This is a genomic window from Streptomyces sp. CHD11 (assembly GCF_018638295.1).
Classification (GTDB): domain Bacteria; phylum Actinomycetota; class Actinomycetes; order Streptomycetales; family Streptomycetaceae; genus Streptomyces.
This window is the reverse complement of sequence record NZ_JABTTS010000002.1, coordinates 172,919-187,591: the sequence shown is the minus strand read 5'-3', so window position 1 is coordinate 187,591 and position 14,673 is coordinate 172,919. Positions and strand designations below refer to the sequence as shown.

General features: G+C 72.6%; 13 protein-coding genes. 5 read left to right on the top strand and 8 right to left on the bottom strand.

The genetic code is table 11. The features are described from left to right. Nucleotides 1–164 precede the first annotated feature (164 nt). Both HTV45_RS02545 and HTV45_RS02540 read left to right on the top strand, forming a co-directional pair. Entirely contained in the window at nucleotides 165–1,673 is a 1,509-nt protein-coding gene (locus HTV45_RS02545) for a SulP family inorganic anion transporter (RefSeq protein ID WP_215203922.1), read from the top strand. Nucleotides 1,674–1,794: 121 nt separating this feature from the next. Next, the gene (locus HTV45_RS02540; RefSeq protein ID WP_215203921.1) at nucleotides 1,795–2,412 is read left to right on the top strand and encodes a glyoxalase; all 618 of its coding nucleotides are present in this window, start codon (nucleotides 1,795–1,797) and stop codon (nucleotides 2,410–2,412) included. A gap of 56 nt (nucleotides 2,413–2,468) precedes the next feature. Here HTV45_RS02540 and HTV45_RS02535 read toward each other — a convergent pair whose 3' ends face one another. From HTV45_RS02535 to HTV45_RS02505, 7 genes are all read right to left on the bottom strand, one after another. Then, complete coding sequence (locus HTV45_RS02535; protein WP_215204100.1) at nucleotides 2,469–4,268, bottom strand: sigma-70 family RNA polymerase sigma factor; 1,800 nt, start codon at nucleotides 4,266–4,268, stop codon at nucleotides 2,469–2,471. Nucleotides 4,269–4,441: 173 nt separating this feature from the next. Further along, nucleotides 4,442–5,149, bottom strand: a complete 708-nt coding sequence (locus tag HTV45_RS02530; protein WP_215203920.1) for an AAA family ATPase — start codon at nucleotides 5,147–5,149, stop codon at nucleotides 4,442–4,444. Between the two features lie 206 nt (nucleotides 5,150–5,355). Then, nucleotides 5,356–6,816: a HAMP domain-containing sensor histidine kinase gene (locus HTV45_RS02525; protein WP_215203919.1), complete on the bottom strand. Its 1,461-nt coding sequence runs from the start codon at nucleotides 6,814–6,816 to the stop codon at nucleotides 5,356–5,358. Next, complete coding sequence (locus HTV45_RS02520; RefSeq protein WP_215203918.1) at nucleotides 6,813–7,532, bottom strand: response regulator transcription factor; 720 nt, start codon at nucleotides 7,530–7,532, stop codon at nucleotides 6,813–6,815. The genes HTV45_RS02525 and HTV45_RS02520 overlap by 4 nt, the downstream gene beginning before the upstream one ends. A 153-nt stretch (nucleotides 7,533–7,685) precedes the next feature. Next, entirely contained in the window at nucleotides 7,686–8,312 is a 627-nt protein-coding gene (locus tag HTV45_RS02515; RefSeq protein ID WP_215203917.1) for an FMN reductase, read from the bottom strand. Continuing rightward, nucleotides 8,309–9,433 carry an LLM class flavin-dependent oxidoreductase gene (locus tag HTV45_RS02510; RefSeq protein ID WP_215203916.1) on the bottom strand — a complete coding sequence of 375 codons (1,125 nt, stop codon included), beginning with the start codon at nucleotides 9,431–9,433 and terminating at the stop codon, nucleotides 8,309–8,311. Before HTV45_RS02510 ends, HTV45_RS02515 begins: the two co-directional genes overlap by 4 nt. A gap of 267 nt (nucleotides 9,434–9,700) precedes the next feature. After that, nucleotides 9,701–10,183 carry a MarR family winged helix-turn-helix transcriptional regulator gene (locus tag HTV45_RS02505; protein WP_215203915.1) on the bottom strand — a complete coding sequence of 161 codons (483 nt, stop codon included), beginning with the start codon at nucleotides 10,181–10,183 and terminating at the stop codon, nucleotides 9,701–9,703. Between the two features lie 362 nt (nucleotides 10,184–10,545). On the opposite strand from HTV45_RS02505, the gene HTV45_RS02500 reads away from it, so the two are divergent. Then, nucleotides 10,546–11,322: an SDR family NAD(P)-dependent oxidoreductase gene (locus HTV45_RS02500; protein WP_215203914.1), complete on the top strand. Its 777-nt coding sequence runs from the start codon at nucleotides 10,546–10,548 to the stop codon at nucleotides 11,320–11,322. Between the two features lie 66 nt (nucleotides 11,323–11,388). Here the strand turns inward: HTV45_RS02500 and HTV45_RS02495 are convergent, their stop codons facing one another. Continuing rightward, nucleotides 11,389–12,582, bottom strand: a complete 1,194-nt coding sequence (locus tag HTV45_RS02495) for an RtcB family protein (RefSeq protein ID WP_215203913.1) — start codon at nucleotides 12,580–12,582, stop codon at nucleotides 11,389–11,391. A gap of 217 nt (nucleotides 12,583–12,799) precedes the next feature. Between HTV45_RS02495 and HTV45_RS02490 the strand changes: the two genes are divergently transcribed. After that, nucleotides 12,800–13,630, top strand: a complete 831-nt coding sequence (locus HTV45_RS02490; RefSeq protein WP_215203912.1) for a DUF3558 domain-containing protein — start codon at nucleotides 12,800–12,802, stop codon at nucleotides 13,628–13,630. 119 nt (nucleotides 13,631–13,749) lie between these two features. Next, nucleotides 13,750–14,586 (top strand): DUF3558 family protein, encoded by an 837-nt coding sequence (locus HTV45_RS02485; RefSeq protein WP_215203911.1) that lies wholly within the window; start codon nucleotides 13,750–13,752, stop codon nucleotides 14,584–14,586. Nucleotides 14,587–14,673: the final 87 nt, after the last annotated feature.

The following is a 14,673-nucleotide window of genomic DNA, read 5'->3' as shown; positions in this document are numbered from 1 at the left end:
CGCTCGCGGACCTCGACGCCGACCGCCCCGCTCTTCGCCGCACGCCCGGCATCGTCCCCGCGCACGTACGCCCCACGACGTTCCCCCCTCCGCACGTCCCCGCATCGTTTCTCGCACGCCCGCTCCGACGCCGGGCGTGCCCGAGCACGACAGGTTCCCCGCTCTTGCCCACCTCCGCTCTGTCCCCGTCCGCCTGGCTGCGCGGCTCCCGCCGCCCGTCCTGGCTCTCCGACCCGAAGGTGCTGCGCACCGAGGTGCTGGCCGGCCTCGTGGTCGCGCTGGCGCTGATTCCCGAGGCGATCTCGTTCTCGATCATCGCCGGGGTCGACCCGGCGGTCGGTCTGTTCGCCTCGTTCACGATGGCCGTGACCATCGCGGTCGTCGGCGGCCGCCGGGCCATGATCTCCGCGGCGACGGGTGCCGTCGCCCTGGTCATCGCACCGCTCAACCGTGAACACGGCTTCGGCTACCTCGTCGCGGCCGTCATCCTCGCCGGTGTGTTCCAGATCGTCCTCGGCGCGCTCGGGGTGGCCAGGCTGATGCGCTTCGTGCCGCGCAGCGTGATGGTCGGCTTCGTGAACTCCCTGGCCGTCCTGATCTTCATGGCCCAGGTGCCGGAGCTGACGGACGTGCCATGGCCGGTCTATCCGCTGCTCGCCGCCGGGCTGGCGCTGATGGTCTTCTTCCCGCGGGTCACCACCGTGGTCCCGGCGCCACTGGTGTCCATCGTGGTCCTCACCGTCCTCACGGTCGGGGCCGGGATCGCGGTGCCGACCGTCGGCGACAGGGGCGAGCTGCCGTCCTCGCTGCCCGTTCCGGGGCTGCCGGACGCGCCGTTCACGTTCGACACGCTCACCACCGTCGCGCCGTACGCGCTCGCCATGGCACTGGTCGGGCTGATGGAGTCGCTGATGACGGCCAAGCTGGTCGACGAGATCACCGACACCCACTCCTCCAAGACCCGCGAGTCCGTCGGCCAGGGGGTCGCCAATATCGTCACCGGTTTCTTCGGCGGTATGGGCGGCTGCGCGATGATCGGCCAGACGATGATCAATGTGCGGGTGTCCGGCGCCCGTACCCGGCTGTCGACGTTCCTGGCGGGCGCGTTCCTGATGGTGCTGTGCGTCGTCTTCGGGCCGGTCGTCTCCGACATTCCGATGGCGGCGCTGGTCGCGGTGATGGTCATGGTGTCGTTCGCCACGTTCGACTGGCACTCCGTCGCCCCGAGGACGCTCCGCCGGATGCCGGCCGGGGAGATCACCGTCATGGTGGTCACGATCGTGTGCGTGGTCGCCACCCATAACCTGGCGGTCGGTGTGATCGTCGGATCGGTCACCGCGATGGTCGTCTTCGCCAAGCGGGTCGCGCACCTCGCCGAGGTCACCGCCGTCACCGACCCCGACGGCGGCACGGTCGTCTACCGGGTCACGGGCGAGCTGTTCTTCGCCTCCTCCAACGATCTGGTCGGACAGTTCGCCTACGGCACCGACCCCGCCAAGGTCGTCATCGACCTGTCGGCCGCCCACATCTGGGACGCCTCGTCCGTGGCCGCGCTGGACGCCATCGAGACCAAGTACGCCCGGCGCGGCAAGAGCGTGGAGATCGTCGGGCTGAACGAACCCAGCGCCCGGATCCACCAGACGCTCAGCGGTGAGCTCACCGGCGGTCACTGACCGGAGCACCCCGGATCCGCGGTGCGGCCGGCACCGTCACCGTGCCGCCCGTCACCGTGCCGCCCCGACCGGTCAGTTCTCGAGAAGCGGTGACGGCCCGGCCACCCCTACCGTCGAAGGCATGAACTCCATCGACTCCGTGACCCTGGAAGTGGCCGACCCCGAGGCCGCCGCACGCTTCTACGCCGACGCCTTCGCCCTGGACCCGGCGCGGGTGCGCGTGCGGGGCGCGGAGGCTCCCTCGACCGGATTCCGCGGCTTCACGCTCTCCCTGGTGGTGTCCCGGCCCGGCAACGTCGACGCGCTCCAGGCCGCCGCTCTCGGCGCCGGCGCCACCGAGATCAAGCCGACCGCCAAGTCGCTGTGGGGCTACGGCGGTGTCGTCCGGGCCCCCGACGGGACGGTCTGGCAGCTCGCCACGTCGACGAAGAAGGACACCGGGCCGGCCACGCGGGACATCGACGAGATCGTGCTCCTGCTGGGTGTCGAGGACGTCAGGGCGAGCAAGCGGTTCTACGTCGGGCGGGGCATGACCGTGGGCAAGAGTTTCGGCGGCAAGTACGTCGAGTTCACCACCGCCCCCGACACCGTCAAACTGTCCCTCTACAAGCGCCGTGGCCTCGCCAAGGTGGCGGGCGTCCCCGGCGACGGCACCGGTTCGCACCGGCTCGCGATCACCAGCCCGGTCGGCCCGTTCACCGACCCGGACGGCTTCGCCTGGGAAGCCCCCGGCCGGTAACCGGACGGCGGGCCCGCGGGCCGGTCCACGGCTGCACCCGGCAGCCGGGCGGCGGGTCAGAAACCGAAGACCTGTGTCCACGTCCAGTCGTTCTGGGTCACGCCGACGCCGAGGCTCTTGAGCGAGCAGTTGAGGATGTTCGCGCGGTGGCCCTCGGAGTTCATCCAGGCGTCCATGACACTCGCGGCGGAGCTCTGGCCCTGAGCTATGTTCTCGGCACCGGGGCTCGGGTGGCCCTGCGCCTTGGCCCGGTCCACGAAGCTGCTGCCGTTCTGGCCGGTGTGGGAGAAGTAGCCGTTGGCGGACATGTCCTCGCTGTGCAGCTGAGCCGCCCTGGCCAGCCGGTCATCCAGCTTCACGGGGCCGCAACCCGCCTTGGAGCGCTCCGTGTTGGTGAGGCTCAGGACCTGGGCGGCGGCGCCCTGGGCCGGGGGCGCGGCCGGCTCGTCCGGCTGCTCCGGCTTCGGCTGCGCCGGCGGCTTCGCGGGGGCCGTGGTGCGTGCGGGGGCGGACTTCGCCTCGGACTTCTCCGGGCGGGGCGTGGCGGACGTTGTCGGCTTCCTGCTCGTCTCACGGGCCGACGGGGAGGCCGAGGCGGAAGGGGAGGGGGAGGAGGCCTCGGCGGACGGGGTGGCCGCTCCGGGGGTGGGTACACCCGACTCCGGTCCGCTCTCGGAGGCCGCCCGCACCCGGTCGGCGTCTCCGTCGGGGGTGAGGACGGCTATCCCGGATATCACACCGCCGGTGACCAGCAGCGCGGCGGCCACGGCGGCGACGGTCCTGCCGCGCCGCCTGCGCTGACGGCTGCGCGCACGCAGGTTCGTACGGTGGCCCACCACCGCGTCCGCTTCGGGACTCCCGGTGGGGGAATCGGCGGTCCCGGCGGGAGAATCGGCGGCCCGCGCCGGACCACCGATGCCGTCTCCGTGACCGGCCGCCCGGTCGTGCGAGCCGCTCCCCGCACGGTCCGGGTCGCCCCACGTCCCGCTCCGGCCCCCGGGCGCCCCGCCCGGGGCCGGCGCCGAACCCCAGCCGTCGGTCCCGGCCCCCGCCCCCGGTCCCGTCGGCTCCCCGGCGAAGGAGACCGGCGCCGCGTCCGCCGTTCCGGAGCCGAAGACGGTGAACAGGGCGGATGCGGCGAGCAGGCTCGCGCCCACGGGGACCAGTCCCAGGCCGACCAGCAGGCCCTCCGCCGGGACCAGTCCCGACTCGAAGCCCGCGCAGACCGTGCAGTCCCGGACGTGTCGGGCGATCCGCTTGCGCCACAGTGCGCCGGGGACCGCGTCCCAGGGCGCGACCACGTCGTCGAGGAGCACACAGCGCGGGTGGGCGGCCAGCGCCCGCACCACCAGCCGGGCCGTCTCCAGCTGTGCCTTCATCCGCTGCACCCGCACCGCCGTGTGCTGCGGTGACAGCTCCAGCGCCGCCGCCACCTCCGCCCGCGACAGCTCGCCCGCCGCCTCCAGCCACCACAGCGACAGCAGCGCCTGGTCGTCGGGGTCCAGCCAGCGGGTGGCCTCGGCGGCCTCACGCCGCTGGCCCTCCAGGCCGAGCCGGACGATCGTCAGGTCCACGAAGTCGGCGCCCGGGTCGGCGACTTCGTACGCGTCGTGCAGCGCCGAACGGGCCGGGGCCGTACGGTGATCGCGCCAGTGGTGGCGGAGCTGGTTCATGGTGATGGCGACCAGCCAGGACCGGAAGCCGTCGGGGTCCTTCAGCGAGCCCAGCGCGGCGAGGGCGCGGAGCATGGTCTCCTGCACCACGTCGTCGACATCGGGGTGCCCGTTCAGTGCCCGGCCCACGATGTTGTAGACCAACGGGAGGTACGCGGCCACGAGTTCGTCCTGTGCGCGCATGTCGCCGCGCTGGGCCGCCTCGACCGTCTCCCTGCCGGGTCCGCTGTTCGCTGCCACGCTCGTCCACGCTCCTTCTCGGTCCTGGTCCGTCCGTACTGCCCTGGCCTGTCACAGCAGGAGAGCCACCGCCGCGGCCCGGATAACAGAAAGCGGAGAACCCCCGCGCGGGGGCGTCATCGCAGTACGTGCCGCAGATACGTCCCCGGGTCGGCGAGGTAGCGGCGCCAGTGGTCGACCAGGGCGAGGTCCTGCCAGGAGGTGCGGCGCATGCCGTGGTCGCCGACCTCGACGATGTCCGCGCCGGGCAGCGCGGTCAGCAGCGGGGAGTGGGTGGCGCAGATGACCTGCGCCCCGGCGCCGGTCAACTGGTCGATGTGACCGAGCAGTTCCAGGCAGGAGGCGAAGGAAAGGGCAGCTTCGGGCTCGTCCAGGACGTACAGGCCGGGGCGGAGGAACTTCCCGCGGAACGCCGCGAGGAAGCCCTCGCCGTGACTGCGCCCGTCGGGGTCGAGACCCTCCCGGCCGAGGGCGTCGAGGGCCGTCTCGGCGCGCAGGAAGAAGCCCTGGCGGGCGGACCAGGAGGCCAGCATGCGGCGGCCCCCGGGCGCCGCGTCGAAGCGGACGCGTTCGCCGAGGACGGACCTGGCGCGGTGACTCGCGTAGCGCCACTCGTGGGAGCCGCCCCAGGGGTCCAGGCCGAAGCCCTCGGCCAGGGCTTCGACCAGGGTGGACTTGCCCGATCCGTTCTCACCGACGACGAAGGTCACCGGGGCGGTGAAACGCAGTCCGTCGCCCAGGAGTTCCCGCACGCAGGGGACCGACCAGGGCCACTCCCCCGGGTCGCGGGAACCCGCGTGTGCGTACGCGCGTTCGATGATCACGGGCCCGAGTCTCCCACGACGGGGATCCCTGGGTCAGGTCATCGCGCGGAACACCGGGGGTGATCCGCCCCTCACTCCACACCCGTACGGTGGTCCGCTCCTCCTCACCCGGTGCCGACGGGCTCGAGCGGGGGACCCCATCGCCCTGTTGCCCCGTCGCCCCGTCGCCCTGTCGCACCACTGCCCGCGGGGCGTGCGGGCCGTACTCACCGTCGCTCGCGCTCGTCCGTCCCCGTTCCCGCGGCGCCGCCCACCGTGAACCCGGTCACTGTTCCGCCGCCCTCCCGGCGGTAGGCGTACGGGGCCCCGCCGTGAGCGAGCGTGACCTCACGGACGATGGACAGGCCCAGGCCCGATCCCGGCAGGGACCGGGCGTCGGCGGCCCGGTAGAAACGGTCGAAGACGTGGACCAGGTCGTCGTCGGCGATCCCCGGCCCCCGGTCGCGCACCTCGACGCGCACCGTCCCCGGACGCGCCGGACCGGAGACCCGGATCTCCACCGGTGCGTGCCCGCCCCGGTCGAACTTGACCGCGTTCTCCACCAGGTTGGACACCGCCCGCGTGAGCATGCCCGGCCGCCCGTCGGTCGTCGTGTCACCGCTCGCGCGGACCACGATCTCCCGTCCGGTGCGCCGCCGGGCCAGTCGCGCCACGTCCCCGGCGATGCCGGCAAGGTCGACACGCTGCGGCGGCTCGGTGTCGGACTGGCCGGCCGCCAGCTCGACCAGCTCGTTGACCAGGTCGGTCAGCTCGCGGGCCTCCTGGGTGAGATCGGCGACGAGTTCCTCGCGGGTGCCGGGCGGCAGCTCGTCGACGCGGCGCAGCAGCGAGATGTTGGTGCGCAGCGAGGTGAGCGGCGTCCGCAGTTCGTGCCCGGCGTCCTGCACCAGTCGGCGCTGGTCCTCCTCGGACTGGGCGAGCCGCCCCAGCATCCGGTCGAAGGCGCGGCCCAGGCGCCCCACCTCGTCGTTGCCGGTGACCGGCACCTGGATGCCGAGCCGGCGGGTGCGGGCGACGACCTCGGCGGCGTTGGTGAGGACGACGAGGCGGCGGGTGATGCGCCGGGCGAGCCACCAGCCGAAGAGTCCGGCGCCGACGACCACCGCCGCCATCAGGATCAGGGTGCGCCGCTGGAGCGCCCGCAGCAGGTCCTCGGTGTCGCTGAACTCCTGCGCGACCTGCACCGCGCCCCGCTCGCCGCCGAGCGAGACGGTCGCCACGCGGTAGACGTCGTCGCCGACGTCGACGCCCGCGTGCACGACCGCCCGGCCCGCCGTGTCGGCCCCGGCGATGCGGCGGTCGGCGTCGACCACCGGCAGTCCGGGGTCGCCCGGGTCGAAGACGCTGCCGTCCGGGCCGAGCACCTGGACGTCGGTCCGTGCGGGCCGCACCAGATCGTGGCCGGGCGCGGCCGAGGAGAAGTCGAGCGGCGCCATCCGGTTGTCCCGGACCTCGCTCCGCAGATCCTGCACGACCTCGTCGAACACCGACTGCTGGTCCACCCGCAGCAGCCGGGCGGCCGCGTTGTACGAGAGGATCCCGACGAGCACGGTGACCGTGGCGGTGACCGCCGCGAACGCCACCGCGAAGGTGGTCCCCAGCGACAGCAGGCGCAGCCGCCGGCGCGGTACCGGGCCGGGGGTCGCGCGCGTACCGCCCGCGGTCATCCGGCCCTCAGCACGTAACCCACCCCGCGCACCGTGTGGATCAGCTGGGGTGCGCCGGGCTCGTCGAGCTTGCGGCGCAGATAGCCGACGTAGACGGCGAGATTCTTGGACCCGGGCCCGAAGTCGTAGCCCCAGATCCGCTCGTAGATGGCGGAGTGCTCCAGGACGACCCCGGCGTTGCGGATCAGCAGTTCCAGCAGTTCGAACTCGGTCCGGGTCAGTTCCAGCTCGCGCTCGCCCCGCCAGGCCCGGCGTGCCCGCGGGTCCATCCGCAGCCCGGCGGCGGCGACGAACCGCCCCGGAGTCCCGACGGGCTCTGCGGCCGGATCGGCCGGGACGGGCGGGACGGGGGCCGCGCGGCGCAGCAGGGCACGGAGCCGGGCGAAGACCTCCTCGACGTCGAACGGCTTGACGACGTAGTCGTCGGCTCCCGCGTCCAGTCCGGCGATCCGGTCGGCGGTCTCCACCAGCGCCGTCAGTATCAGCACCGGTGTGCGGTCGCCCTCGGCGCGCAGCACCCGGCACACCTGGAGTCCGTCGATGCCGGGCATCATCACGTCGAGGACCAGTACGTCCGGCCGGGTGCGGTGGGCGTGCGCGAGGGCCTCGACCCCGTCGGCGACGGCCGTGACGTGGTAGCCCTCCAAGGTCAGGGCGCGCTCCAGCGCGTTGCGGATGGCGCGGTCGTCTTCGGCGAGCAGGAGGGTGTGGGCCACGCGCCCAGTGTGCCAACCGCCGGCCCGCCCCGGTGCCGGTGGACGGCGCCGGGGGCCGCTTCTCACCCGCGTCTCACCCGTGCCGCGCGGGCCCCGTCCCGGGACGCGCCGCGGGCCGGCGGGTGCGCCGGCGCCCCGCCGGGAGCCTCGCGGTCACCCGGCCGGACGCAGCGCCGCCAGCCGCTCCTCGAAGGGGGTGACCTCCTCGAAGGAGTCACGCCGGGGCAGCGGGCGGGCGGAGGACAGGCCCGCCATCAGCGCGGCCAGCTCCCCGGCGGCCCGTTCGACGCGGCCGTCCAGGCCCTCCGCGCCCCAGTCCTCGGAGGCGGCGTAGACACCGGTCGGGACGACGACGGCCCTGAGGTAGGAGAAGAGCGGGCGCAGCGCGTGGTCCAGCACCAGCGAGTGCCGTGCGCTGCCGCCGGTCGCGGCGATCAGCACCGGCTTCCCGGCGAGGGCGTCGGGGTCGGTGACGCTCAGCGCGTCGAAGAACGACTTGAACAGCCCGCTGTACGACGCCGAGAACACCGGCGTGACCACGATCAGCCCGTCCGCCCCCGTCACGGCGTCGAAGGCCTCGGACAGCGCCCGGCCCGGGAAACCGCTGGTGAAGGTGTGCGCGATCTCCACGGCGAGGTCGCGCAGCTCGACCACCCGGATGTCCGCGGGGCCGGGTTCCGGGGCGGTCGCGGCCGGAGCGGCGACGGCGGCCAGCCGGTCCCCCAGCAGCCGCGTGGACGACGGCACGCTCAGTCCGGCCGATACGACGACGAGCCTCATGCCCGCGCTCCTTCCGTGCGCCCGGCTTCCTCGCGCCCGGCGTTCCCGCGCCCGGCGGCCGCCAGGAGCGAACCGTGGGTCGGCGCGTCCGGCACGCCGGCCGGACGGTCCTTGGCGAACTCCTGGCGCAGCACCGGCACGACCTCCTCGCCGAGCAGGTCGAGCTGCTCCAGCACGGTCTTCAGCGGCAGCCCCGCGTGGTCCATCAGGAACAGCTGGCGCTGGTAGTCACCGGCGTAGTCGCGGAACGACAGCGTCTTCTCGATGACCTGCTGCGGGGAGCCCACGGTCAGCGGGGTCTGCGCGGTGAACTCCTCCAGCGACGGCCCGTGCCCGTAGACCGGCGCGACGTCGAAGTAGGGGCGGAACTCGCGCACCGCGTCCTGCGAGTTCTTACCGATGAACGCCTGGCCGCCCAGGCCGACGATCGCCTGCTCGGGCGTGCCGTGCCCGTAGTGGGCGTACCGGGCCCGGTACAGCTCGATCATGCGCCGGGTGTGGTCGGCCGGCCAGAAGATGTTGTTGTGGAAGAAGCCGTCGCCGTAGTACGCGGCCTGCTCGGCGATCTCCGGCGAGCGGATGGAGCCGTGCCAGACGAACGGCGGTACGCCGTCCAGCGGGCGGGGCGTGGAGGTGAAGCCCTGCAGCGGGGTGCGGAACTTCCCCTCCCAGTCGACGACGTCCTCGCGCCAGAGCCGGTGGAGGAGGGCGTAGTTCTCGATCGCGAGGTTGACGCCCTGGCGGATGTCCTTGCCGAACCAGGGATACACCGGGCCGGTGTTCCCGCGCCCCATCATCAGATCCACCCGGCCGTCCGCCAGATGCTGGAGCATCGCGAAGTCCTCGGCGATCTTCACCGGGTCGTTGGTGGTGATCAGGGTGGTCGAGGTGGAGAGGACCAGCCGCTCGGTGCGGGCCGCGATGTAGCCGAGCATGGTGGTCGGTGAGGACGGCACGAACGGCGGGTTGTGGTGCTCACCGGTCGCGAAGACGTCCAGGCCCACTTCCTCGGCCTTCAGCGCGATGGCGACCATGGCCTTGATCCGCTCGCGCTCGGTCGGCGTCCGCCCCGTCGTCGGGTCGGGGGTGACATCCCCGACGCTGAAGATCCCGAACTGCATGGCCGCTCATCCTCCAGGTTGTTGACGGTTCAACCATACCCCTGGAACGACACCCTCCCCCCTGCTATTCCCCGGTACCCCGGGCCCGGCCGCCCTGACCGCCCTGACCGCCCTGACCGCCCAGGGAACTGGCCGGCGGATCAAGCCGCAGAGGACCGGCGGCGCTTTGACAGCCCGGGTGAGCGGGGTCCGGTGCGTCCGGCCGCACGCCGCGGACGGGCACGCCGGCCCCCGCGTCCCCGGCATGACCCGCCCGCCGGCCAGGGCTCAGACCTCCCGGACCTCCCCCGACCGCAGCCGCGCGGCCTGCTCGGCGGCGAAATCCGTCGTACGCCTCATGTGGTCGATGAACAGGGCGAGCCCTGAGTCGTCCAGGTCGTCGAAGAGGGCCACCCAGCCGCCCCCGAGACGGTCCCACACCCGCTCGAACTCCGCGGCCCGCTCCGGCACCGGCGCCACCAGCACCAGCCGCCGGTCCCCCGCGTCCCGTCCCCGCACCACGTACCCCGCCCGCTCGAGGCGGTCCACCAGCCGCGTCGCCGCCCCGGTCGTCAGCCCCGTCAACTCGGCGATCCGTCCGGTCGTCACCGGACCGCCCTCCAGCGTCAGCAGGTTCAGACACTGCAGATCGGTGGGGTGCAGCCCCAGATGGTCGGCGAGCGCCTGGTTGAGCAGCGCGTACGACGCCATGTACCGCCGGGACACCACGGCCAGCTCAGCCATCAGCCGCGGCCGCGCGGTCACCGCCATGCCCACTCCTCCCGGTCGGATGCACCCCATGCATCCCCGCTTCGGCCTCCCCTCAGGCGCCCTCCAACAGGTGACACCGGTCCGCGCGCGACGCCGCGCGCATGCCGGTCCGCCGCCCGCCGCGCTCCCGGGACCGACGGCGCGTCCGGGAGAACCGGCCGGACGCGGGCGGCCTGCGGTGTCCTCGCCCCCGGCGCCCGCGGCTTCGCCGCCGCCTGCCGGCTCCGCGCCCGCTGCGGCCGGGGCCCGGCGACGCACCCGCGTGACCGTGACCAGGGGGTCCCCGGACAGCGGCCGACGCCCCTCCCACCGCCCCGCATATGCTGACCGGGCCCGGCCCCCACCGCCCGAGGAGCAGCCCCATGGCCACCGCCGTACCGCCCGCCGCGTCCCGTATCGCCGTCGTCACGGGCGCCAGCAGCGGAATCGGCGCCGCCACCGCCCGCCGGCTCGCCGAGGCCGGGTACCGCGTCGTCCTCACCGCCCGCCGCAAGGACCGTATCGAGGCCCTCGCCGAGGAGATCACCGCGGCCGGCCACCAGGCCACGGCCTACCCCCTCGACGTCACCGACCGCGAGGCCGTGGACGAGTTCGCCACCGCCTTCAGGACGGTCGGCGTGCTCGTCAACAACGCCGGCGGAGCGCTCGGCGCCGACCCGGTCGCCACCGGGGACCCGGACGACTGGCGCACCATGTACGAGACCAACGTCCTCGGCACCCTCCACCTCACCCAGGCCCTGCTCCCCAAGCTGGACGCGAGCGGCGACGGCACGGTGGTGGTCGTCTCCTCCACCGCCGGTCACTCCACCTACGAGGGCGGCGCCGGCTACGTCGCCGCCAAGCACGGCGCCCACGTCCTCGCCGAGACCCTGCGTCTGGAGATCGTCGGCCGCCCGGTGCGCGTCATCGAGATCGCGCCCGGCATGGTCAGGACCGAGGAGTTCGCCCTCACCCGCTTCGGCGGCGACACGGAGCGGGCCGAGAAGGTCTACCGGGGCGTACCGGACCCCCTGACGGCGGACGACGTGGCCGACACCATCACCTGGGCGGTCACCCGCCCGCCCCACGTCAACATCGACCTCCTGGTCGTCCGCCCCCGCGCCCAGGCCTCCAACACCAAGGTCCACCGCGAGCTCTGACGTCCGCCACGACCACGCGAAGGGGCGGGCCCCGCCGGGAGCCCGCCCCTCACCTCCCCGGCCGCCTCAGCCCTTCACACAGACGACCTGCTTCAGCTTCGCGACCACCTCCACGAGGTCCCGCTGCTGATCGATGACCTGCTCGATCGGCTTGTACGCGCCCGGGATCTCGTCCACGACGCCGGAGTCCTTGCGGCACTCCACACCCCGCGTCTGCTCCTCCAGATCCTTCGTCGAGAAGCGCCGCTTCGCCGCGTTGCGGCTCATCCGCCGACCGGCGCCGTGCGACGCCGAGTTGAAGGACTTCGCGTTCCCGAGACCCTTGACGATGTACGAACCCGTCCCCATGGACCCCGGGATGATCCCGTAGTCCCCGGAGCCTGCCCGGATCGCTCCCTTGCGGGTCACCAGCAGGTCCACACCGTCGTAGCGCTCCTCGGCCACGTAGTTGTGGTGTGCGCTGATCTCCGGCTCGAAGACCGGCTTGGCCTTCTTGAACTCCCGCCGGACCACGTCCTTCAGGAGCGCCATCATGATCGAGCGGTTGTACTTCGCGTACTCCTGCGCCCAGAACAGGTCGTTGCGGTACGCCGCCATCTGCGGGGTGTCCGACACGAAGACGGCGAGGTCGCGGTCGACCAGGTTCTGGTTGTGCGGGAGCTTCTGGGCCACGCCGATGTGGTGGTCGGCGAGTTCCTTGCCGATGTTCCGGGAGCCGGAGTGCAGCATCAGCCAGACCGCATCCGATGTATCCACACACACTTCGACGAAGTGGTTTCCGGATCCGAGCGTTCCCATCTGCTTCGTGGCGCGTTCCTGACGGAACTTGACCGCGTCCGCCACTCCGCCGAAGCGGCCCCAGAAGTCGTCCCACCCCGCCGTCGCCAGCCCGTGGAAGCGGCCCGGGTCGACCGGGTCGTCGTGCATGCCCCGGCCCACCGGGATCGCCTGCTCGATCTTCGACCGCAGCCGCGAGAGGTCGCCCGGGAGGTCGTTCGCCGTCAGGGACGTCTTCACGGCCGACATCCCGCAGCCGATGTCGACGCCCACCGCCGCCGGGCACACGGCGCCGTGCATCGCGATGACCGAGCCGACCGTCGCACCCTTTCCGTAGTGCACGTCCGGCATCACGGCCAGACCCTTGATCCACGGCAGGGTGGCGACGTTCCGCAGCTGCTGCAGCGCGCCCTCCTCGACCGTGGCCGGGTCGGCCCACATCCGGATCGGTACCTTCGCGCCCGGCACTTCCACGTACGACATAACGTCCTCATTCCCCCGGAAGACAAACAGAAGTTCATGAATCGCAAAACCGGCGCCAAGGTCGGCGGAAAAGGATGACGGACCGGCGTCCACGGCAGTGCGTGCGATACACATTGTCTGCGAAGGGCGCCCCCCTGCGGCAAACGATTAACCGGCGGGGACACTGGGAGAGCCCGGCCGGCACCGGCCCGCACCCACCTTCGAGAGGAGCCCGACCGTGCAGCGGAAGGCGTACGTACCCGGCGTCGCCGCGCTCCTGGCGGCCGTACTGGCCGGCTGTACCGGCAGCCCGGACGACGGCGGCCCGTCGGACAACTCCAACCCGGGCAGCGCCGGTACGGCGACCCAGGCGGCCCAGCCCGGCAGGTACGCCACCCTGCCCGAGCCGTGCGACGCCGTGGACACCCAGACGCTCGACGAACTCCTGCCCGGCATCGGCGAGATGACCGACGAGGGCAAGCGCGAGAAGGCGTACGCGGGCGAGGCGACACTCACCTACGACACCGACCGCAAGGTGGGCTGCCGTTGGAAGGTGGAGTCGGCCCGGGCCACCGACCACCTGCTGGTCGACTTCGAGCGGGTCGTCTCCTACGACAACACCGTCAGCGACGACGCCCAGGCCGGACAGCTCTTCGCGGCGAAGCGCTCGCAGGCGCGGCTCCCGGAGCCGGTGGTGACGTCGACGGACTCCGCCGCGCCCTCCACCGAGTCGTCCGCGGACGCCGGTTCGTCCCCGGCCGGTTCCCCGTCCGCCCCCTCCTCCGCCTCCGCTCCCGCGTCCGGCTCGCCCGACGCCACCCCCTCCGGACTCCAGCCCCGCGTTCTGGAGGAGCTCGGGGACGAGGCGTTCCTCGACGACGCGCTCGACAGTGCCGGTTCGACCGCTCAGCAGCGCACGGTGACTGTGGCGTTCCGCACGTCCAATGTGATCGTGACCGTCGAGTACATGGAGCAGCCGATGACCGTCGGCGCCGTCCCGGACAGCGAGGAAATGCAGGACAGGGCCCGGGAACTGGCCGCCGAGCTGGCCGATTCACTGAGCGGCTGAGGCGCGTTCACGGCCTCCTGACTCACCTTCGCAAAGCACCCGAAGGAAGACCGCGGGGCTGCCTCACCGCGTACCGTGACCCCTCGGACTCCGATCCGACCGCAGGGAACACGAGCGTCATGAGTGAAGGAACCATGCAGCGACGAGCACAGCGAGAGCAGACCGGGCGAGCGAAGCGACTCACCCGCGTCCTTGTCGGCGCGGCCGCCGTCCCGGTGATGCTGATCGCCGCCGGCTGCTCCTCGGACTCCGGCTCCGGCGACGGCGGGGACACGGGAGCCGGCGACGCCGCGTCGGCGTCGGCGAGCCCGTCCCCGACCGTGCAGGCGGCGGCGTACAGGACACTGCCCGAGGCGTGCGGGGTGCTGTCGAAGAAGACCCTGGAAAACCTGGCCCCGGAGGCCAAGTCGGGCAAGCAGGGCGGCTCGGACGATGTCTCCACCCGCGCCAGCTGTTCCTGGAGCAGCCTGGACAGCAACGGGGTGAAGGGGTCGCAGTTCCGCTGGCTGAACGTGTCGCTGCTGCGCTTCGACTCCGACACCACCCGCGGGGCGGGCGACAAGCTGGCCGGGGAGTTCTACACCAAGCAGGTGCGGGACGTCCGGGCGACCGCGGGGGCGAAGAGCATCACGGCGAAGCCGCTTGCCGGAACCGGTGACGAGGCGACGACGGTGAGTTATGACCTGAAGAAGAAGGAAGGGACCTTCAAGCAGCAGACGGTCGTGGCGCGCGTCGAGAACGTGGTCGTCACGCTCGACTACAACGGCGCCGGTCTGGCCGGGGACAAGACCCCGGACGGCGACGACCTGCTGAAGGACGCGACGAAGGCGGCCAGGGAGGCGGTGGCCTCGGTGACGAAGGCCAACGGCACTGCCGCGGCCGGCGGTTCGCCGTCCGCTCCGGCGTCGAAGAAGCCCTCCGCGACGGCCTCGGAGCCCGCTCCGGACAAGAGCTGAGCCCGCTGAATCAGAACCGGCCACCCGTCACCCGCACACATGTGCCACTCTGTTGCGCGCAACAACACGCACTGGGAGGGGAGTACG